The sequence below is a fragment of the Nitrospirota bacterium genome (assembly GCA_030645475.1).
Lineage (GTDB): Bacteria > Nitrospirota > Nitrospiria > Nitrospirales > Nitrospiraceae > Palsa-1315.
On the sequence record JAUSMA010000020.1, the window covers coordinates 1 to 21,328 of the forward strand.

A 21,328-nucleotide genomic window follows, 5' to 3' on the forward strand; every position below is an offset into this window, starting at 1 on the left:
GCCGGGATTGAACCGGCATGGTCCTTTTGGAACCGAGGGATTTTAAGTCCCTTGCGTCTGCCAATTTCGCCACTCCGGCAGCAAAAGCCGCAGTGGCCGGACTCTAGCATCGGGGTCCAGGTCGGTCAAGGCCAGTGTTGCGGCGCAAACAGCCAGACTACAAGCTGTTTGCGCCATCAGTTTCTTCGCTGCGCGAACCGCTTCAATTAGACCGCTTCAATCCGCGGTCTCTGCTCGTCCTTTTGGATAAGAGCCTTGCTGCGATCCATCACTTCTTTCACCCCGGATTGGACCGATCGGCCCCAGCGAGTCGCCTGTAATTGGGCCTTCTTCGCATAACGACCGACATCACGCCTGGTTTCAACTCCCGTTTGCGGCGCAAAGAGTAATCCAATCCCCGCTCCGATCACCGCCCCACCTGCCACCAACGCTGCAACCTTTGCGACCTGACGTCCCTGGTCTGACATGGTGAACCTCCTTGAAACGGTTAAATGAGAAACATGATTGTCGGCCCGCTGCACAGTCATGTATATGCTCTTCAGCAGTAACCATGCCAGACGAATAACCACGAAAATATCCCACAATTCGATGCTGTCTTCGCCCGATGATTAAGAGTCATTAATTCTCAGTTGTGTTTTCCTCACAGATCGCAACACAGGCGTGACAGAAAACCAACATACGAAAGTATCAGTGGCCGCAAACTGGCCTCTAGCAACGATCAGAAGGCATATTCCCCGTCGTTCATCCACGTGCTTGCAATGATCAAGATCCTCACCTATTATCCTGCCAACAGGCCACATGAGGCATACATGAATATCTTGCACGCAATCCCCTACCCCTCCATCAGTCCCGTCTTTCTTGAGCTGGGGCCGCTCCAATTTCGCTGGTACGGTCTGATGTATCTGATCGGACTGACGGGCGCCTATTTTTTGATTATGCGTCGAGTGAGTTCGAAGGGACTGCCCCTCACAAAAGATCAAATCTACGATATGGTCGTGTGGGCTGCGTTAGGGGTCTTCATCGGAGGGCGGATCGGCTATACGCTTTTCTATAACTTTTCATACTACTCACAGCATCCGATCAAAATCCTCGCAGTCTGGGAGGGGGGGATGTCCTTCCACGGAGGCCTACTCGGCGTCATCGTCGCATTATTTTGGTTTAGTAAACGCCAGGGCATTCCTGCTTACACCGTCGCAGATTTAGCAGCAGCCGCCACCCCGATCGGGCTCGGGTTTGGGCGGCTCGGCAATTTCATCAATGGTGAATTGTACGGGCGAGCTACCGATGTCGACTGGTGCATGGTGTTTCCAAATGGAGGGCCTGCCTGCCGCCACCCCTCTCAACTCTACGAGGCAGGTCTTGAGGGAATCTTGTTATTTACCGTCTTATGGATCATCGCGAAGACGATGCCGCCTCCTGGCACCCTCTTCTGGGGATTCATCGGCGGTTATGGCGTCTGCCGGATGATCGTGGAGTTCTTTCGCGAGCCGGACGCACACCTCGGATTCGTCCTAGGATCTTTCTCAATGGGCCAGCTTCTCTCTTTCCCCATGATCCTGGTTGGAGTCTTCATGCTTGTCCTCGGTTATCAGCGCCGAGCGCCACGACTGACTTAGTAGACGACCAAGACTCTCGGCTCACTATTCCGCAGAGTGTGAGGCTATCTAGCCTCAGGATGCTCAAAAAGACCGTCCAGCAAGGCCGCAGACGAGTCGAAACCGGAGGCGTACCCTCAGGGGTACGTTGAGGATTTCGATGAGGCGAGAACGACGCTGGCGGACTTTTTCAGCATCCTGTCAGTACGGCATCTCCTCGTCATCGAGCCCGACATGGTGTCCCAGTTCATGGACCACCGTGTCGCGAACCTCAAGAATCACTTCGGCCTTAGTCCGGCAGAGGCGCAAAATTGGCCCTCGATAGATGGCAATACGGGCCGGAAGCTCACCGCCGGGCTGGAAGAATGAGGTCTCGTCGATCGGGATCCCTTGATACAGCCCCAGTAGATCGTCTTCTGATTCCAATTCAAGATCCTTCAGGACTTCGACAGAAGGCTCTTCCTCGACCACGATGGAGACTTCTTCGGCGAGCGATGCAAATGGCGGCGGCAATTCAGCGAGCGCCTCCTGGATCCAGGCCTCGAATTCTTCCGGCGAAACAGACAATGGCCGTGGGGAACGTGACATCGCAGGAATTCCTCGCGATGGCTAATAGGGCTTAGGATCTAGATACGATTTCTTGCTGAGGTCATCGTTGAAGGTACGCGCACGAAGGGGCGGTGCATCCCAGATAACCTTGTTCCCTGGGGCCAGACTCGCTGCTTCCATGTAATGCTTCTTGGCTTCGGCGGTCTTGCCTGCACGATGAAGAGTCGCCGCTAAATTATAATGTGCTTCAGCCAATGTCGGCTCGGTGGCGATGGCTTGACGATAGATCTGCTCAGCCTCGGCCCACTTCTGCTCTGCGAACAACGCATTGCCCTTATCGAGTTGCGTTGCCACGACAGGAGAGACTCCTGCAGGAGCCTGCAATACTGTGAGCGGCTTCGATAGCGGACTTGTGCAAGCTGTGAGGAACCATACTGCAATGACACTGACAAATCTGGCGTTCATGAGCAGCCTCCTCCTAGACATTCACGGCGATACCTGGCCGTAAGAAAATAAACTGAAACGAAAGAGACGACAAACCTAACGCACTCGCGACGGCACGCGAATATCTGTCCGCTTGGGACCGATAGCGATCGGCCCTGGTCTGGGCATCAGCCGCTGCCACATCGTCCGTCTTATAGTCGGCAATCCAGATCCGGTCGTCAAGCCGGTAAATCACGTCTATCACCCCTTCCATCATCTGATCCTCTCCCACAGGCATGACGAAAGGGACTTCTCGTCCCAGCACCGTCGCACGTTGCAGCCTTGCGTAGGGCTCTGCTGAACGAAAGTTTTCAAAAAGATCGGTGAGATCCTCCATCACGGCAGCCATCAATTGAGGATGATCCTGTGCGACATAACGACGACAGGCCTGTTCAATCACCACACCGATGTCGAAACGAGGCCTCGTAAAATCCCACTGTTCGAGCACCGCATGAGCACAGACTCCGATCAAGCGGGCCAGATCAGCATCACGCGTAGAGACCGTCCGAGGCAACTGGGTCTCGGGCTTGCTACCTACCAGACCAGACGGAGTCAGTCGTCGCGGCGTCATTCGGCGCTGCTCCCACTCGACCTGCCGCGCCTGGCGACGAATCAGAATCGGGCCAAGGGCAGGAGCAGGAGCGACCGCCAATCGCGGCTCCGGCTTATGACGTCTCGCGGCCACCGTGGCCTGCGTGATGACACGCGTGAGGCGGCTTGTTCCGATGCAAATCTGCCCATCCATCGATGACGTCGGCTCACCCGATAGTGCCTCACCGAGCAGAGAAAGGACCGTGTCATGTCCCGGCTTGCTGGTCTGTCCACCTGATAACACCAGCAGATCCCGCGCCCTGGTCATCCCGACATAGAGCAGTCGTCTCTGCTCTGCCTCTTCCCGCGCCGCCATCTTCATGTCCACCAGCAGGGCTCCGAGGTTCGACTGGCCTCCCATCTGCAGGCTATAACAGCGACTCGACCAATCATGATGGATGGACGGTCCCTTGCGGAGATTCTTGGAACCCTGGTGCAGGCCGGGAAGAATGACCACAGGAAATTCCAATCCTTTGGCCTTATGGATGGTCAACACTCGAACGGCGTCGAGTGATTCCTCGGCCAACGCGCTCTCTGCCTCATCGGGCTGTTCATCCACCCTGGTCATCATTAAGTCGACGAACCCGGTCAACGTCAGATGGGGACGGTCGGCCAATGCTTCGGCCATATCTCTGGTCTTTCGTAAATTGGCTACGGCTTGCTCACCGTGGAGCGATGCCGCGGCCAACTCGAGAACCGGCAATCGTTCGAAGATCAAATCAATGGCGTCAGGCACAGGCCTCACAGGCGCGAGCTGATGCAGCTCGGCCAATCGCTCGTAGAGCTGCGTCACCATCTTCGCCTGGGGATGGTTCCAGCCCGACAGCCGTTCTCGTTGCTGATAGTCCAACCCCTCTACCTGTTGGAGAGCCAGTAGGTCCCCGTCCGCCATACCGCCCAGGGGTGAGCGTAAGACCCCGACTAACGCTATCGTATCGTGCGGGTTGTCGATGACCCGGAGGAGGTTGACCACATCGATAATTTCCTGCCGCCGATAGAAATGTTTTTCCCCGTCGGTGATATAGGCAATGTCATAACGACGAAGGGCATCGAGATAGACCTGTGCCTGGGTCAACTTTCTGAAGATCAGGGCAATGTGGCCCGGTTGGAGCGGGCCTTCGCGGCGGTCGCGATCTGTGACGGTCGTACCGACGAGAAGCTCCACCTTCAGCCAACGCGCCAGCGCTTCCGCCTCCGCCCTGGTTGCGGTCTGCACATCGAATTCCTCTTCGTCCTCTCCCGGCGTGACCAGTCGAAGTTGCGCCCCCGAGACTGAGACTTCCGGCTTTCGTAGAGGCCTTGCGGCCAGCCGTTCATTGGCCGGTTGAACATGTTCCGTCGCGTGAAAGAGCCGGTCGAAGACATTGTTCACCACATCGAGCACAGCCCCGTCACTGCGAAAGTTCGTGACCAGGGAATAGACGCCTCCCCCGCCCGCTCGAATTTTCTCCACGACCCGTTCGAAGGCTTCGATATCGGCCCGGCGAAAGGCATAGATCGATTGTTTGGGATCCCCCACGATAAATAATTTCCCCGGTTCCAAGTCGACGTCTTGCCACGCAGTCTGATGGCTGCCAGCCCGTTCACCGAGGTAGAGGATGATCTCGTACTGGACCGGATCCGTGTCCTGAAACTCATCGACCAGAATCGCACGATAGGTCTGCTTGATCCTGGCGCGGACAGCCGGATGGTCGCGCAGGAGGGTTTTGGCTCGAGCCAGCAACCCGTCAAATGCGATCCACCCGGAGGTGTGAAACCCCTGGCGGACCTGATCCAGAAATGGCCGGACGAGCGTGACCACCTCTTGAAAGTAGGCCTGGTTCACCGTCAGAAGTTGTTGAGCGAGTCCGATAATCGATGCCGTCTCCTGGAACGTACCTTCATCCCATCCGGCAGGCGGCTTCCCCAGATCTTTCTCCAGAACAGCCCGTTCATCCTGAGCCAAGTCATCGAGCCTTAACGGCCCTCTCTCAAGCAAGAGTGCCAGCAACTGCACCGCTGCCGCGAGCATCTGTTCCGCCTTACGCCGTTTAGGTCGATCCTGTGCAGCAAGAATCGTGGTCGCACGACCATGGGTTGCCACAACCCAATCACGAAAGGCGCCATCCAGAGAGTCGGATCGACATTGACGTTCCAGCTCATCCAGATCGACAAAGTCCCCGGCGAGAGCGGCCGTAAACTGCTGGAGATCGTCGAGGGAGGCCCCGGCAAGGACCAGCCGCCAGCGGGCATGCTGTGGTCCGTCTGATCCGAGCTCATCGTCCAGCCAACGATCCCAACTTGAGTAAAACAGTTCCTTGAAGCGAGACCCGTCATCCTCTTGAAATGATGGGTCTACTCCAGACTCTAGCGGATGGAGCCGCAGGAGGTGCGCGGCGAAACTATGCAAGGTGCCGATCTGCGCCTTCTCCATCTGCTCAAGCGCCGTCTTGGCCCGCTCGGCCACTTGTTCAGCCGAGAGATGATAACGGGTCCGGAAGGTGGCGCTCAGATCATCGGCCTGCTCAGTCAGGCGAAGGAGCTGCGCACGGAGCCGCTGCTTCATTTCAGTGGCGGCTTTATTAGTAAAGGTGAGGGCGACAACCTCCGTGATGGCCAAGGGGTTCGGCTCTCTCAGCAGCAAGTTGAGGATGCGATTAACGAGGATCGTGGTCTTGCCGGTTCCGGCTCCTGCCACCACCACGACATTACGATCCCACGTGGTCTCTGCCAGGAGCCGATCCTGGGAGTCCGTCAATGTCAACGACTCACTCATCCTGTACTTTCTGCTTTCTCAACTTGCGTAAGACTCGGGCCTGTGGTGAACGATAGGAACGCCACCAGGCCATGGCATCATGGCGTCGACAGGCACCGGAGAACTCGCAGTAGTCGCAATAGCCATCGGGGAGAATAAAAAATTCTCTGTTCGCGATACCCTGGATCAATGTGGAGAGGGTCTGCCCGATCAGAGCACCGGTGTGGCCGGTCCAGAGTCCGGCCTCAAACGTCGAGCGGGAAATCTGCTGCTTCCATTGCGGAGCCAGAAAGAGCAATTGCACCTCGGCTGCGGCTGGTAGCGACGGCAGCGTCATGCGAGCATACAGCGGTGGTTGCAGCCGGAATCCGCGCACCGCCGACAGGGCGAGGTTTCGATCCACAGGGCTGATCTCATTTCCCTGCTTAAATTTATAGTCCACGATACGAAGCGCCAGCGGCTCAGACCGATAATCGACACGGTCCAAGGTCCCGTGAATCTTCAGGGAAACCGCTGGCCCATCGGATTCCAACTGGACGATTCCTTGAGCTGCCGCCTCAAACGCAACGGGACGGAATCCGGTTGCCAGATATTCTGCCTGATCGGAGGCGACTGCGGCCGACACCAACTCTGTCACCTGCTCACAGGCCAAGGTCCAGAGTAACGCGTGCCCCGTCCCCTGGCTTGCAGCATGGGCGGCAAAGCGATCGAGGACGGCTTCATGCACCGTGGATCGCACCATGGCCTCGGTCAGCGGTCCATCAGGCCACTTGAGCAACACCAGTCTCTCATAACTCAGCCGAAGGGATTCATGAACCAGGCTCCCGATCGTTAAGGGAGGCAGATGGTCCTGCTGAAGCCGTCGCACAGGCTCCAACCTGAGAACTTTATCCGCGAAATATTGGAAGGGGCAGGTCGCATAGCGTTCTAACGCTGTCGGCGAGAAACTCCGTCTCGCAGCAACCGGTGACGTTGCGGCCTGCGCTCCGATGATCCCGTCGAACGGACCGAGCTCCGGGGATTCCCGCTCAATGATCTTCAGGGTTGCGAGGCCCTGCTCAAAGAGACGCTGGTCCCGCCCCATGGCCTCAAGTACCGGTCCTGCATCGTGGCCCTGCAAGAGGCAACCCAGGGTCAACTCCTCGGCCGGTAAGAGGTCTTGAATCGAGGGCTGCTCACTGATCCGCTGAGTCAGCCGTCGAGGGACCGCTTCTTCCGGCTTTCCGACAAATCGTGGATCGCGCATCGCCATGGCAATGAAGCCGGACGGCGCCATGACTCGCCCTGCTTCATCGGCTCGCTGGTACGACAGATACAGTCGATTGGTGGCCGAACGGCTGAGGAGTTCAAATAACAGGACTTCTTCCTCATGCCCGGCTAACTTCTCATCGATCTTATAGCCCAATGTCGATTCCAACACGACGCGTTGGCGGTCACGCAGAAAGGGGTCTTCACGGACATATCGCGGAAAGAGTTTTTCATTCATGCCAAGCACAAAGAGCGCTCGGACGGTCCTGCCACGAGCCGTCATGGCATCCAGCACCTGAACTCCCTGGTGCCGCTCCTCATCGATCGGTATGCGGGTTTCGTCTAATACCCGTTGGAATAATTCAACCCACTCCCTCCACGAGAGGTCCCCTCCTAGCGGATCCAATTCACGCAGCCGGTCCAGCACGGATCGTATTAGCGAACCAATCTTGGTGAGATCGGACGGTTCGGGTGACTCACGCGACGACACGTCTGACAGGCCAGGCACAGGCACATGAGATTGCACCAGCATGAAGAAGGCTTCGGTCAATGTGCCGATTGATCCTTCCGCCGGGAGCGCCTGGCAATCCTGAATCAATCGCGACACAAGCTCCCACAAATACGTGAGCTGAGGAGCCTGGCCTGTCTCGCCTCTTGTCTGGTCGTACTCGTCACGCGCTGCCGCTGCATCGTGGAGAATCGACGAACTGGCCGACTCCGCCAACCGTCTCCACTCTGCCGCCCCTTTCGTAATACCCAAGGTGTAAACGAGGGAACGCCAGATATCTGGCCGAAAATCGCCTGTCGAGGAATCGGATCCCGGTATACGGTAGAAGGGCGACGTGACCACATCCAGCATGGCGGAACGGTCGAAATCATTCAGCGGGAGCGAGGCTAGGCGCAAGAGGGTTTTGATCAATGGTTCACGCGACAGCGGCTTCCCTGCCGTTGTCGTGAATGGCACCAGATGATGATCGAACACCGATTGCAGCCTGGCCTGGTAAGGCTCCAGCGTGCGGGCCACCACACCGATCTCGTCGAAACGATAGCCGTTCACCTCGACCAAGGTCAGGATCTCACGACAGACTGTCGCTAACTCCTCCTCGACCCCGATCACATGTGTGACGGAGAGTTCGACCCGTTCCAATGTGGCGGTGGGGTCCCCTTTCCCGCTCCGATCCTCATGGCTATTCGCTAGTGGAAGAAGATGACGCTCGAAAAATTGGCGCGCAAAGAAATAGGCCGGGGAGTTCTGTAGCGGAAAGTACAGCGTCGTCGGGGCGGCACGGATTACCGATTCAAAAAACGAGAGCTGGACCTGCGAGAGGTCGTAGAAGCCGTAGTAGAACAGGCGTTGCATTCCACGAAGGAACGGAGAACCGGAGAGATCCCGTCCGAGTGTGGCCGCCAGGTCATCGGGGGAACCAATCCCGAGCGATCGGCTGGCCTCCATGGTTGCGGCATGCAGGGTGAACAGTGCACGGAGCCAGGTTCGATCGTCTTCCTCGAATACCCCTTCCGAGAGCGCGTTCAAGGCAGTCGCCGGCTCGACCACCGCATCTTTCAAGTCGCGGACTGTCGCCCACAGACCTTTCCACGTTCCTGGTGAAGCCGGCAATCGCGTGAGCGGCTCGAGCCCGGGAAGCTGACGCCGAATCACCTGCCGCACCAATTGTTCGAAGAAGAAATCATCGACCAGTTGCAAGGGAGAAGCGGAACCGGCCTCGGCCGCCCCCGCACAATCATCACGCAATCGGAGGGCAAGCTGGTGGAACGTCAGGAAATGGATATTGAGGAAGGCTCTCGGCTCGTGATGCGTGAGGGACTGTTTCAGCTGTTCGACGAGAGCGGCCGAGGGGACAATGACGGCGAGCGGAGCAAATGGATGATCGGCCTTACAGGAGCGGATATCCTCGACGAAGGCACGATCAAGTGCTGGATGAAAAGGTCCGGTGACGATGCGAAGCATGTTTGAGGATATGGCAAAAGGTGCGTGGCAAGGGGCAAAAGGGGAACTACTAGAGAAGAGTTCGGACGGACAGTGCGTGCGTCATCTCTCGCCCCTAGCCCCTAGCCGCAAACCTCGTCTTAGCCCGTTTCAGGCCCCAACAACTCGCCGTTACAATCCACGCAGCACCAGCCGCCATCGATGAATCCCATCGATTCACCGCACATCGGGCACTCAGGCGGAGGCCCCTTATCGAGGACCGGGAGCACGGGTAATTCAAAATCGTCGTCGTCGTCATCAACCATGGGAGGATCTTTCTCTTAGTCGCGCGGTTTCATTTTAAGCAGCAAGGCCTTCTCGGCACTCTCGCGACTGGGCACCCCGACAAACGTCAATCGCCCATCGATAATCGTAGCTGGCACAGCCCTCACCGAATGCCGATCGGCCAGGCTCCGTCCATCCTCGGTGGTGATATCCACCTCTCGATAGCCGAAACTATATTTGACTCGAAGTTGCTTCCAGAGACTCTTCGCCGACGGGCAAGCCCCACAGCTCGGCGAGACTAACAGCACAATGTTCGGCATCGATTCCCTCCAACAGCTGCGGGATCTTAACACCGGGTCGAACGGGGGAGCAAGCAAGGGAGAGGCGGTCGTTTGACTTCCCTCAGTGGAAGGCGCAGCATGGTGGCGCTGTCCATGTATCGTAGAGGTATATCGTGACCCCTTGTTAGCCCAATTTTGCCTGACCATGCCAAGTCTGTTCGAAAAGAACGTTACGCCCTCGTGGTGCCCATCGCCATGAGGGCGTTGTTGTCTGTGCAGCAGTCGCCGCTACCGACATGACCCCATGGGCCTTAACCTCATCGAGAAGGAGATTCACATGAACCGACTGATAACCTTTTTAGCCGTACTGATCCTGGGATCGCCCACACTCGCGCTGGCGGTGGAACACAGTGCGGGGTATCGAGGAATCGGACAGCTCTACTTCACGTTCATGGCCGCAATCTTGATCTATGGCGTCTACGATAGTTTCGGCAAGAAAGCGATGTATGTCACAGCGCCGATCATTATGGTCGGTCTCTACATGATGCTGCCACCGAGCTAACTCCTGCGTCCGAGACACGCTGAAAGAGAAGGATTGGGCTAGTCCAGCCAATCCTTCTCTTTCAGTTTCCGCGGAAGATATTTCTTCGTGAGATACTGGAAGTCTTTGTTGGCGAGGGCGTCCAGTTCATACTTCAGTCCGCTGGCAAGCATCCGCTTAATTTCCTCCTGCCAGGCCGGTTTCTGGAACCACTGATAGTTGAGCAGTTCTTTCGCGCGGGCAATATCCTTGTCATTCAGCTTGATCCCGACGTTCCGCGGAAGTTCGTACCGTTCAGGGTCGGCACTGGAAAGACCGATGAATTTGGCTTTGGGTATCGCCATGCGTTCACTCTCGAAGGCCAGATTGATCGAGCCCTGCTTGACGACGGAATAGATATAGTACCCCCAGGGATCGTTGTCGACCAAGACGTACACCGGGAGCCGATATTCTTCGTGCAGCCGCCGCGCCAAGCGGCGCACCCCGCGTGGGGGTTGCCCATTTCCTGTCAGCAGCACACAGTTATACCGCCGCCAGAACTTGTCTTCAGAAAGACGGTTCCACTGCGTGCCCTTTTCAACCAACAGCACAAAATCCGCCGTGCAACGACGGATCTCCACATACTCCGGCTCGACAATCGACGGGACCGAGTAGCCGCCTTTCCCCAGCTTGGCGCAATCGACGCGATCGCCGTCGTCCCCAAGCACAAGCGGGCCGACGACACTTCCACCGTTCTCCGCACGGACATGCAACTCTTCACGAAGCGCCGCGAGCGACACTTCCAAATCCTCGATGATCGGGTCCGATTCGTCCTGGGTATCGAACGTATTCTCGTTCGAGTCCTGAATGGTATGTTTGGTCCGGTAATAGATCTCTCTGAGCGAGGTCGTCAGTTCCGCGCGCTGGAGTTCGGAGAGGGCGTCCGCCACAAGTATGGTCTGCATGAATTTTTTGGCCATACCCACGTTGAAGAACGAACGCGCCTGTTTCTTCTTTCCCATCTCGAGCAGGCCTTTGCGCTCGTTAAACGTCACGTTCGAGAGAGCGCGAATCGGGATCGTCATCGTCGGATCTTTGGCCTGCTGCGCGGCGGCGATCACCAGATCGGCCAGGCCGATCAATTTCTTTTCAACCGCCCCATTCCTTGTCAATTTCGTTTTCGCCATGCGTGATCCTATGTGCGCGTTCGTGATCTGTGAACCGTGCGACCTGCGCGGCTTGTGCCAGCTGGCTTCTTTACGGATACGCTCTTCTTCGGAGCCGATGGAGCCTGTGCGACCGACGTAGCTCTTTTCTTGTCAGGCTTCGGCTTCGGCTTCGTCGCGCCGGTCCGGCTTGAATTCGTAGAGGTCAACGGCTCTTTGACAGCAACACCCTCGACACTGGTTGCCACAGGTGGCACCTCTCCTTCGAGGCCTTCCGCTGTGACAATAATCGAGTGCGGCAGACCTTCCGGTCCAGCGCCTGTCTTGCCGAGCGTTTCATCCGTCTTGATACCGCCGGTCCGCGAGGAGGCAATTTTCTGCAATTGCGCCTTCAACTTCTCAGTGGGAAGTTTCCCACCCTTCAACCGGTTACAGGCTTCGACGACTTCCTCGATATAGAGTTCGAAAATATTGCGCCGCCGGAACTCACTGGCTGCGCGCTCCCGCCGGCGCAGGAACAGTCCGAGTCGCCGCCCGCATTCGCGGAGCGCCAAGGTGATCTCCTTGTGAATCTCGTCGTACTCGGCAATCGCTTCCTTGGACTCGCTCGTAAAAGGAACCCACACGGAAGCCATATGCACGAAGATCACCATCGGCCCTGCCGGCATGGCCCCGCGCGACTGGGAGATCCCATAGTTGCGCCAGGTCGTGGCAAGCACCGCTTTAACGGTCGCACAGGACGATTGTTGATAGAGCAGCGGGACCCGGTTTGCGTAGCGAATCACTCGCGCCAGCTCCGAATCTCCCTCCTCCTCCTCCCCTTCGGCCAACGGCATCGCCTGTTTCTCCGGTTTCGTCGCGCTGTCAGGCGCTTTACCAAAGGCCAAGCCTGCTTCGATGATGAAGGGATTGCCACGATAGACGGCGGGAGGACGGCTCACGGCAGTGTAAAACTCCCCTTTGATCTGCTTGTAGAGGCCCGAGAGAATCGCTTTCTCACCGATAGGCGACAGACAATTGGTCGGGGGAGCCATGATCTTCGTCGCTTGAATGGTGTGATAGAGCGTTTCAGCGATCGCGCCGCGAACGTCCCTGGGCTTCGCCTTGGGCGAGACCTTCGCCGCTTTGCACATCTCATCTGCGAGCGCAGGCGGCACCCGGCAAAACTCGCTCTCCAGAAAGCTCGAAAGGGTCGCGCTCTTACTCTCCTGAAGCATCTTGAGGAGCATCCCGAATTCGATGCCATAGGGGTGCGGCTTGATCTCCTTCGGCGAGGGCGGCAGCTCGTGATAGGCGCGAGGATAGTCCTTCGTCTCGCCTTCCGGCGTTCGATAGATCAGTCTCACGTGCGGATTGGCAATCGACGTCTGTTCGAGATATTCGTCCACCGACGCGCGGCCCTTCTGATAACGGCCTTCGACTTCGATCGCTACCTGCGTGCCTTGCGGCCGATCCCACTCGATCTGCTTGTTCTCATGAACCAGCGGTTCGTTCTTCTTCGTATCGATCTGCACTTCGAAGTAATGCGCCGACGCTTTTGAACCGGTCCGCGAGATGATCTTCACCGGCTTACCCGTCGTCAGCTGTCCGTACATGCCCGCCGCTGAAATACCGATCCCCTGCTGGCCTCGACTCATCCGGAGGCGATGAAACTTTGAGCCGTACAATAACTTAGCGAAGACTCGTGGGATCTGTTGGCGAACGATACCAGGGCCGTTGTCCGTCACAGTGATCCTAAACCGGGTGGCCTGACTCGCGGACGGTACAGCCGACGTTCCGATGGCCACGACTTCCAATTGCACCGTGACCTCAGGAAGGATTCCAGCCTCCTCGCAGGCATCCAACGCGTTGTCGACCGCCTCCTTGACGCAGGTCAGCAGGGCTTTGCGCGGATTGTCGAACCCGAGCAGGTGCCGGTTTTTCGTGAAGAACTCGGAAACGGAAATCTCTCGCTGCCTGGCGCCCATTTCAACCGCCGTGACGGCCGGGGCCACACGAGAATCGGGTTTCTTGGATGCGGATGGTTGAGGCGGTTTCTTCGATGGAGATATCGGCTTCGTGGCAGATACCGTTCCCTTGTGCTTGGCCATTCATCCTCTCGAAACGTTAGGTGACAAACCGAGCGGCATTCGACAGAGGCCGTGGGGAGCAGCAGAGGCTCAAGAGCATTGGCCAGAATGCAGCAATGAGATGGGGGAAACCATCAACAGATCTATGCGAGTGGTTAGGGTGGGAGGAGCGCGCACCTACCGAGGACAGCATAGGTACGGCGGAAATCTCGGCGGGACTTTAGGCTTCCCAGTCAAGCTGGGCTTGCACACCATCCCAACGCTCGATCCCCTGATGAACCATATTCCCTCGGGGCGTTAAGCTCCCCCCACAGCGATACGATATTCCCCCGATGGGAGTGAGTCAAGCATTGGCACAATTATGCGTGACCTCCGCCTTCGGCCTCTTCATATTCATCGATGAGCTGCTCCAACTCATCCAGTTCGCCAGGATGAACATTCTGAAACGAAACTCCGAACGTATCCTCTCCAACCCACTGGACCCGTGCATCCGCAATCGAAACCGGTTCTTCAGACCCCGGAATGATGAGTCGCACACGGATCACCTTGCCGGGATAAACTTCAAGGTCGCAGTCGAACTTGGCGCCACCGACCGACAAGTCGAGGGTCACCGCTTCGGTTTCATGCGAGTTCCCCAACAAGAACCCCTGCACCTGTACCGGCACCCGCCTGTGTTGGCGACGTTCCATGCTGATTCAAGACTCCTGTCTCGAAACGACTCTGCTGCGATCGCGAGGACCGATCCCCGCATCGCAAGCTTCCCACTCAGCAGCGACCATTCGGTTACTTAAGCTTGAGGATCTTGCCATCGAGTTTGGTATCGGCGACGAACTTTTCGAAATTCTTGCTGTAGAGTTCGTTGAGCAATTCCTGCGCATCCTCCGGATCGAACCAGAACACCTGGTTGATTCCTGTGCTGGTTAACGTCTCGAGAACTTGACTCCCATCAGCGTGGTTCTTGACTTGGACTACCATCCGATTCTTGGCGTTGAGAGTCGTCTGCCCCATACCGCTCTTCGCTTCTACGCCGACATCGACCAGTTTGCCGGTCATCGTCATGTCGGCCCCTGTGGCTCCGGTGCCTTTGGCAACGGTCGCATTCCAGCCTTTCGAATTGAGATAGTCGGCAAAGGCCTGTGCCGTGGCATCGCCGAGCGTGCCGCTCGGAAGACTGAAGTGACTCTCCCCTCCCCAGAGATGGTGTCTGGTGCCGAGCAGTGACCGGTCTGTGCGATTGTCCTCAAAGGGCTGAATTGAAACGGTTGCGGCATTCCTCGCAACCGCCTTCTCATCGGCCCCGCATGCCATAGGGACTTTGAGGGCGATGCGTTCGCCCTTGCCTGCACAACCAGCCGTCAAGACGATTCCGAGGAGCCCGATTCCGACGATGTGCGAGTGCTTCACAGATGCCTCCTTCGTGGTGATAATGGTCTGGCGCAGAGCGTGGGGCCTGCGACTGTACCGACCCATGTTTATTTCGTGACGAAATGCGCCCGGCGGTTCTGTTGATAACATTCTTCGTTCTGCTGCTCACAGAAGGGTCTCGTTTCCCCGTAACTCGTGATCTGGAGCTGAGCGGCCGGGACGCCAAGATCTTGAAGATATTTCTTGGCCGCGCGCGCCCGCTTCTCACCCAACACGAGGTTGTAGGCGAGAGTCCCCCGCTCATCGCAATGGCCCTCGATGAGCGCCGTCTTACTGCCATTGGCACGAAGCCAGCGGGCATTGCTATCGAGGATAGGCATGGCATCCTTGTCGATTTGGAAACGATCGTATTCAAAAAACACGTCACCCAGCGCATTGCTGCCCGACGCAACTCCGGACAGGAGCGAGGGATTGGATGAAGCGCTACCGGCAGGAATCGTCCCGCTACCGGATGACCGGTCGAGCGATCGCTCCATCGGTATCGTCTTGATCGCATCCGGTTGGATCGACTCGCTCTTACCCTGGCCGGACTTGGAGGACTGATCTCCAGATGACGAAGCCACTTGTTTGCCGGAGCAGCCCGCGAACAGGAGCATGAGGCTCACAGTGACAGACAGGCTGATGACGCTACGATCCATGACGGGCCTCCTCAAATTGACATGATCATTGGTTGAACGGTTTCATCATATTCGGCGTGATCGCGAACAGATTGTCATGCCTCTCTATTTATAGGTACTCAGCCGGAGCCCGTCAACCCATAATCTTTCCCCTTCCCATCCGGCGCTGGATCGAGTCCAATCAGGAGACCAGGAAGTTGCATCCCTCTACGGCTTTCGCTAAGGTGCGGTTCATGACCCATTCCCTCGCGCGTTCACTCGTCCTTGCCGGCGCGAGTGGACTCTTCCTCCCGCTGAGCTTCCCGAATTACGACCTCGGTCTGATGGCCTGGATCGCCCTCGTGCCGTTACATTGGGCCTTGGACGGCAAGAGCAAACAACAAGCGTTCTGGATCGGCTGGCTCAGCGGCACCATTGCCTTTACCGGGATGATGGCCTGGGTGGTGACCGCCATGACCACCTACGGGAAGGTTCCCCTGGTGATCAGCTACGGCATCATGTTGCTGCTGACGGCCTACCTCGGCCTCTATGTCGGGCTCTATTCAGCCGGGGCCGTCTGGTGCCGAACCCTGATTCCCCGCTATGGTCTCTTTGCCGTTCCCTGCTTGTGGGTGAGCCTGGAACTGATCCGGACCTATGCGCTGAGTGGCATGCCCTGGGGCCTCCTCGGCTATTCGCAATATCGTACGATTGAAGTGATTCAGATTGCGGATCACATGGGAGTCTATGGGGTCTCCTTTCTGATTGTACTTGTCAATGTCGCACTGGCCGAACTCCTGTCCTGGCTGATGCCGCTGCTGCGGGGATTCCGTCCGGCGAAACTTCCCTGGGAACTCGTCGCGATGACGGCATTGCTGGTCACGCTCTCATGGGAATATGGGCTTCGGACATTATCTGGAGCGCCATTTTCCGATATCCCTCGCTCATCCATCAGCGTGGGAGTCGTGCAGCCGAACGTCGATCAAGCCGTGAAGTGGGATACCGCCTATCGGGAGGAGACCCTCGCACGGTTTGACCGGCTCACGGGACAGCTGGGTCGTGCCACCGACTTGGTGATCTGGCCGGAGGCCGCCACTCCCTTCGTCTTTGAGCATGAGCCGGTCTATCAACTTCAACTCATCGCACTGGCCAATCGGGCTCAGGCTCCGATCTTATTTGGAAGCCCTGCCGTACGGTATTATCCCGATCGGCATCCCTATCTGCTGAACAGTGCGTATCTTCTCGCACCAGACGGCCAGCTCCTGGGTCGATATGACAAACATCATCTGGTGCCCTTCGGAGAATATATTCCACTGAAATCCTCGCTCCTGTTTTTTCTCAACAAACTGGTCGAAGGCATCGGCGATTTCGAAGCGGGGCCTGGTCCCACGATTCTGACCGTGACACCGAAGCCGCAAGCGGCGGCGGCAGGCACGTCTGGGTCATCGCCGCGACCGGTCAAATTCGGCGTGGCAATCTGTTACGAAGTGATCTTCCCGGATCTCGTGCGGCAATTCGCTGCGAATGGGGCGGAGTTCCTTGTGACGATCACGAACGATGCCTGGTTCGGCCGCTCGGCTGCGCCCTCACAGCATTTTGCGATGGTGGTATTCCGTTCGGTCGAGAATCATCTGGCCTTTGCCCGCGCCGCGAACACAGGCATTTCCGGCTTCATCGATCCGTTCGGGCGCATCGTCGAAGCGACGCCGATTTTCACAGAACAAACCGCTCGAAGCACGATGCAGGTCTGGCGCCCGCATACATTTTACAGCCGCCACGGGGATGTGTTTGCGTATGGCTGTGTGATAATCTGCCTGCTGTTGTGCCTGTTCAGCTATTTCAGGACCAAGGGACCTGAGCCAGACACCGTGGCTGCCACACCGGTGTAATGTGAAAGGATCGCTCCATGTTGGATGAGATACGGATTCGCGTTCGGGCCGTTGGACAATCGGTATCGGAACTACGGGGGCATCTTTGACTTCGCTCGCATGACGACCGAGTTGGCACATCTGGAAGAACAGACCTCACAGCCTGGCTTTTGGAACCACGCGCAGAAAGCCGCCAAGATCAGCCGGAAAAAATCCACGATCGAGCGCGAGCTGCAAGAGTGGCGCGAGATCGATGGGAAGATGAACGATATCGGCGCTTTGCTGGAGCTCGCGGAAGAAACCAACGACACCGGACTTCTGAAGGAACTGGCAGCCGAACTCGACCAATTCGAGCCGAAGCTTGCCGCCCTGCGGCTTGAACTTCTCTTGTCCGGCGAACTGGATGCCAACAATGCCATTGTGGCGATTCATCCCGGTGCCGGCGGGACGGAATCGCAAGACTGGGCACAGATGCTGCTCCGCATGTACGTCCGTTGGGCGGAAAGTAAGAAGTTCAAAATCGAGACGTTGGACTTGATTCCTGGAGAAGAAGCCGGAGTGAAAAGCGTAACCTTGTCCGTGACGGGGCCCTATGCCTATGGCTATCTCAAGGCTGAGGCAGGCGTCCATCGGTTGGTTCGCATCTCGCCCTTCGATGCCAACAAGCGCCGGCATACCTCTTTTGCCTCGGTATTCGTCTATCCTGAGGTGGACGAGGAGATCGACCTCGTCATCGAAGACAAAGACCTCAGAATCGATACCTTTCGGGCAGGCGGCGCCGGTGGCCAGAATGTGAATAAGGTCGAGACCGCCATTCGTATGACCCACCTGCCGACCGGGATCGTCGTTCAATGTCAGAACGAACGATCGCAACTACAAAATCGCAATGGCGCCATGAAGGTCCTGAAAGCCCGTCTCTACGAACTGGAACTGAAGAAGAAAGAGGCGGAATTCAACGCCATCGTGGGCGAGAAGAAAGACATTGCCTGGGGCAGCCAAATTCGCTCGTACGTGTTCCAGCCCTATCAAATGGTGAAAGACCACCGGACCGGGCATGAAGTGGGCCAGGTCGCCGCCGTCATGGATGGCGATCTGGACGGCTTCATCGAGGCCTATTTAAAGATGAAGCAGCTTGGGAAAACCGCACTCAGCTATCAGCAGGCTGACATGGACGAGTTCGAGAACTGACGGCGAGTACGAACTGGTAAAGGTGCACATGATGGACGAACTGAACGAACAGCAGCAGCAACGGATCAAGAAGCTCGATGTCCTGCGTGAGGCAGGCGTGGCCCCCTGGGGCACACGATTCGAGGTGAAGGATCGTGCAGGCCAACTGATCAAGCTCCATTCAGAAAAGACCAAAGAGGTCCTGGAAGAAGAAAAGATTTCCTGCACATTTGCGGGGCGTATTGTCGCGCTGCGCCGCTTCGGCAAGGCCGGCTTCGCGGTCCTGCAGGATGGATCGGACCGGCTGCAAGTCTATCTCAAGAAGGACCATCTCACTGAACAAGCCTATCGTGTCGCCGAGCAGCTCGACCTAGGCGATTGGATCGGTGTGACAGGTCTCCTCTTTCGCACCAAGACCAATGAGTTTACGGTCGAGGTCACCCAACTGACCTTCTTGAGCAAGGCCCTCAGACCGCTTCCGGAAAAGTGGCATGGCTTGACGGATGTGGAGACCCGCTATCGGCAGCGTTATGTCGACTTGATCTCCAATCCCGAGGTCCATGGCATCTTCGCCACGCGCAGCCGAATCATCGCCGGCATCCGCGCCTTCTTGATCGAACGAGGATTCCTGGAAGTCGAAACACCGATGATGCATCCGATTCCAGGAGGCGCGGCGGCCAAACCCTTCGTCACACACCATAATGCCCTCGGGGTCGATCTCTATCTCCGCATCGCACCGGAACTCTATTTAAAGCGGCTGATCGTCGGCGGCTTCCCCCGTGTGTTCGAAATCAATCGGAACTTCCGGAACGAAGGCATCTCGACGATTCATAACCCTGAATTCACGATGCTCGAGTTCTATATGGCCTATGCCGACTATCAGGATTTGATCGTCCTCACTGAAGAACTCATCTCCTCCCTGGCACAACAGGTCCTTGGTACCACGGTGATCGACTATCAGGGCAAACAAATCACCCTCACGGCTCCGTGGCGCCGCTGGTCCTATCATCAGTCGATCCTGGAAGTGAACAACCTGAATCCCTCCGTCCTGCAGGATAAGGATCAAGCGATTGCCGCGGCCAAACAACTGGGCATCGCGGTCGATCCCAAATGGCCGCTCTTCAACATCGTGAACGAACTGTTCGAGGAAACGGTCGAACCGAGTCTGATTCAGCCGACGTTCATCACCGACTACCCGATCGAAATTTCTCCGCTCGCCAGACGCAAGGACTCGAACCCGGCTCTGACCGACCGGTTCGAGCTCTATATCGCAGGCCGGGAAATCGCCAACGCGTTTTCAGAGTTGAACGATCCCCTGGATCAACGGTCACGATTTGAAGGGCAAGCGGCGCAACGGGCAGCCGGCGACGAAGAAGCCCATCTGGTCGACGAAGATTTTCTGCGCGCCTTGGAGTACGGCATGCCACCGACCGCCGGCGAAGGCATCGGCATCGACCGCTTAATCATGCTCTTGACCAACCAAGCGTCCATCCGCGATGTCGTCCTCTTTCCACAATTGAGACCTGAGAAATCACAATGACCGTTCCCTACGAAATTTTTGTCGGGCTCCGCTACTTGCGGGCCAAACGGCGCAACCGGACGATTTCCCTCAACACCTTCGTGTCGATCGCGGGCATTACGCTGGGCGTGGCGGCCTTGATCGGCACCGTTGGCATCATGACCGGCTTCAAAGAGGACATCCAGGCCAAGATTCTCGGCACGACGGCCCATATCATCGTGCAGGATCGCATGAAAGACGGGATGATCGATTACGACAAGGTTGCCATACAGGTACAGGACGTGCCGGATGTGGTCGCCTCAACCCCCTTCATCCTGAAGCAAGTCATGTTGACCACGCCATCCGGCGTCCAGGGTGTCGTGATCAGAGGGATCGACCCTCAGCGGGAAGGGAAAGTCACGGAGCTGGCCAAGAATCTTTCGACAGGTGAGTTGAGCGATCTCCAGAAGCCAATCAAAATCAAGCAACCACCGGCTGACGATCCAACTGGAACGCCGGTTGAAACGGAAAAGCCCGGTATTATCCTGGGAAAAGAACTCGCGTTACGACTCGGCGCCTTTATGGGGGATACGGTGAATGTCGTCTCTCCTCCTGCCGGTCCCATTAGCGCCATCGGCATGGTCCCGAAGATCCGGACCTTCGCCGTCGCCGGCATTTTTCAATCCGGCATGTATGAATACGACTCCTCTCTGGCCTATATCGACCTCGCCGAGGCGCAGAAGTTTTTCAACATGAACGGCTCGGTCACGGGCGTCGAAATCAAGGTGACCGACGTCTTTCGGGCCGATGAAATCGCCAGATCAGTGGAACATGCTTTGGGATTTACCTACGGGGCGCGAGACTGGATGGCGATGAACCGCAACCTCTTTTCTGCCTTGAAGCTTGAGAAGACGATGATGTTTCTCCTGTTGGTCCTGATTACCATCGTGGCATCGTTCAACATCGTCAGCACACTCACGATGATCGTGACCGAAAAACAAAAAGAGATCGCCATTTTGAAAGCGATGGGAGCGACGAAGAAAAGTATTCGCCGGATCTTCATGCTGAACGGACTGATCATCGGACTAACCGGCACCGCCATCGGCATTCCGCTTGGCTATGCCTTTCTCTGGTTGATCCAAACGTTTTGGACCTTCGATCCGACGGTCTATTACATCTCACGCATCCCCGTGCACGTGTTGGCCTCCGATGTGCTCCTGGTTGCCGGTTCGGCAATCCTCATCAGCTTTGCCGCGACACTTCTCCCCTCTCGTCAGGCAGCCAAACTCGAGCCGGTGGCCGCCCTTCGTTATGAGTAAACTCGTC

At 57.0% G+C, this 21,328-nt stretch carries 18 protein-coding genes; 6 read left to right on the plus strand and 12 right to left on the minus strand.

Going from position 1 to position 21,328, the window contains the following annotated elements; genetic code table 11:
- Positions 1-206 precede the first annotated feature (206 nt).
- Positions 207-467 (minus strand): YtxH domain-containing protein, encoded by a 261-nt coding sequence (locus tag Q7U76_05620; protein MDO8355847.1) that lies wholly within the window; start codon positions 465-467, stop codon positions 207-209.
- Positions 468-827: 360 nt separating this feature from the next.
- Between Q7U76_05620 and lgt the strand changes: the two genes are divergently transcribed.
- Positions 828-1,616 (plus strand): prolipoprotein diacylglyceryl transferase, encoded by a 789-nt coding sequence (gene lgt, locus Q7U76_05625; GenBank protein ID MDO8355848.1) that lies wholly within the window; start codon positions 828-830, stop codon positions 1,614-1,616.
- A 180-nt stretch (positions 1,617-1,796) separates the two neighbouring features.
- Here the strand turns inward: lgt and Q7U76_05630 are convergent, their stop codons facing one another.
- The 6 genes from Q7U76_05630 to Q7U76_05655 form a co-directional block, all read right to left on the minus strand.
- Entirely contained in the window at positions 1,797-2,183 is a 387-nt protein-coding gene (locus Q7U76_05630) for a metallopeptidase family protein (GenBank protein ID MDO8355849.1), read from the minus strand.
- A gap of 21 nt (positions 2,184-2,204) precedes the next feature.
- Positions 2,205-2,609 (minus strand): tetratricopeptide repeat protein, encoded by a 405-nt coding sequence (locus tag Q7U76_05635; GenBank protein ID MDO8355850.1) that lies wholly within the window; start codon positions 2,607-2,609, stop codon positions 2,205-2,207.
- Positions 2,610-2,622: 13 nt separating this feature from the next.
- Positions 2,623-5,973, minus strand: a complete 3,351-nt coding sequence (locus tag Q7U76_05640; protein MDO8355851.1) for a UvrD-helicase domain-containing protein — start codon at positions 5,971-5,973, stop codon at positions 2,623-2,625.
- The gene (locus Q7U76_05645) at positions 5,966-9,169 is read right to left on the minus strand and encodes a PD-(D/E)XK nuclease family protein (GenBank protein MDO8355852.1); all 3,204 of its coding nucleotides are present in this window, start codon (positions 9,167-9,169) and stop codon (positions 5,966-5,968) included. The genes Q7U76_05640 and Q7U76_05645 overlap by 8 nt, the downstream gene beginning before the upstream one ends.
- 119 nt (positions 9,170-9,288) lie before the next feature.
- Entirely contained in the window at positions 9,289-9,453 is a 165-nt protein-coding gene (locus Q7U76_05650; GenBank protein MDO8355853.1) for a hypothetical protein, read from the minus strand.
- 15 nt (positions 9,454-9,468) lie between these two features.
- Positions 9,469-9,732 carry a thioredoxin family protein gene (locus Q7U76_05655; protein MDO8355854.1) on the minus strand — a complete coding sequence of 88 codons (264 nt, stop codon included), beginning with the start codon at positions 9,730-9,732 and terminating at the stop codon, positions 9,469-9,471.
- 298 nt (positions 9,733-10,030) lie between these two features.
- Between Q7U76_05655 and Q7U76_05660 the strand changes: the two genes are divergently transcribed.
- Complete coding sequence (locus tag Q7U76_05660) at positions 10,031-10,255, plus strand: hypothetical protein (GenBank protein ID MDO8355855.1); 225 nt, start codon at positions 10,031-10,033, stop codon at positions 10,253-10,255.
- A gap of 38 nt (positions 10,256-10,293) precedes the next feature.
- Here the strand turns inward: Q7U76_05660 and Q7U76_05665 are convergent, their stop codons facing one another.
- From Q7U76_05665 to Q7U76_05685, 5 genes are all read right to left on the minus strand, one after another.
- Positions 10,294-11,400, minus strand: coding sequence for a DNA topoisomerase IV subunit A (locus tag Q7U76_05665; protein ID MDO8355856.1), 1,107 nt, complete (start codon positions 11,398-11,400; stop codon positions 10,294-10,296).
- An 8-nt stretch (positions 11,401-11,408) separates the two neighbouring features.
- Positions 11,409-13,469, minus strand: a complete 2,061-nt coding sequence (locus Q7U76_05670; protein ID MDO8355857.1) for a DNA topoisomerase VI subunit B — start codon at positions 13,467-13,469, stop codon at positions 11,409-11,411.
- Positions 13,470-13,807: 338 nt separating this feature from the next.
- The gene (locus Q7U76_05675) at positions 13,808-14,137 is read right to left on the minus strand and encodes a PilZ domain-containing protein (protein ID MDO8355858.1); all 330 of its coding nucleotides are present in this window, start codon (positions 14,135-14,137) and stop codon (positions 13,808-13,810) included.
- Between the two features lie 94 nt (positions 14,138-14,231).
- The gene (locus Q7U76_05680; GenBank protein MDO8355859.1) at positions 14,232-14,852 is read right to left on the minus strand and encodes a hypothetical protein; all 621 of its coding nucleotides are present in this window, start codon (positions 14,850-14,852) and stop codon (positions 14,232-14,234) included.
- Positions 14,853-14,920: 68 nt separating this feature from the next.
- Positions 14,921-15,511, minus strand: coding sequence for an OmpA family protein (locus tag Q7U76_05685; GenBank protein MDO8355860.1), 591 nt, complete (start codon positions 15,509-15,511; stop codon positions 14,921-14,923).
- Positions 15,512-15,723: 212 nt separating this feature from the next.
- Here Q7U76_05685 and lnt point away from each other — a divergent pair, with 212 nt between their 5' ends.
- From lnt to Q7U76_05705, 4 genes are all read left to right on the plus strand, one after another.
- Positions 15,724-17,358, plus strand: a complete 1,635-nt coding sequence (gene lnt / locus Q7U76_05690) for an apolipoprotein N-acyltransferase (GenBank protein ID MDO8355861.1) — start codon at positions 15,724-15,726, stop codon at positions 17,356-17,358.
- Between the two features lie 17 nt (positions 17,359-17,375).
- Positions 17,376-18,525, plus strand: a protein-coding gene (prfB, locus tag Q7U76_05695; GenBank protein MDO8355862.1) for a peptide chain release factor 2 whose coding sequence is annotated in 2 segments (ribosomal slippage) — positions 17,376-17,444 and positions 17,446-18,525 — 1,149 coding nt in all. Because the reading frame shifts where the segments join, the coding sequence is not laid out codon by codon here.
- A 31-nt stretch (positions 18,526-18,556) separates the two neighbouring features.
- Positions 18,557-20,044, plus strand: coding sequence for a lysine--tRNA ligase (gene lysS, locus Q7U76_05700; protein MDO8355863.1), 1,488 nt, complete (start codon positions 18,557-18,559; stop codon positions 20,042-20,044).
- Positions 20,041-21,321: a lipoprotein-releasing ABC transporter permease subunit gene (locus Q7U76_05705; protein ID MDO8355864.1), complete on the plus strand. Its 1,281-nt coding sequence runs from the start codon at positions 20,041-20,043 to the stop codon at positions 21,319-21,321. The genes lysS and Q7U76_05705 overlap by 4 nt, the downstream gene beginning before the upstream one ends.
- The last annotated feature ends 7 nt before the right edge of the window (positions 21,322-21,328 follow it).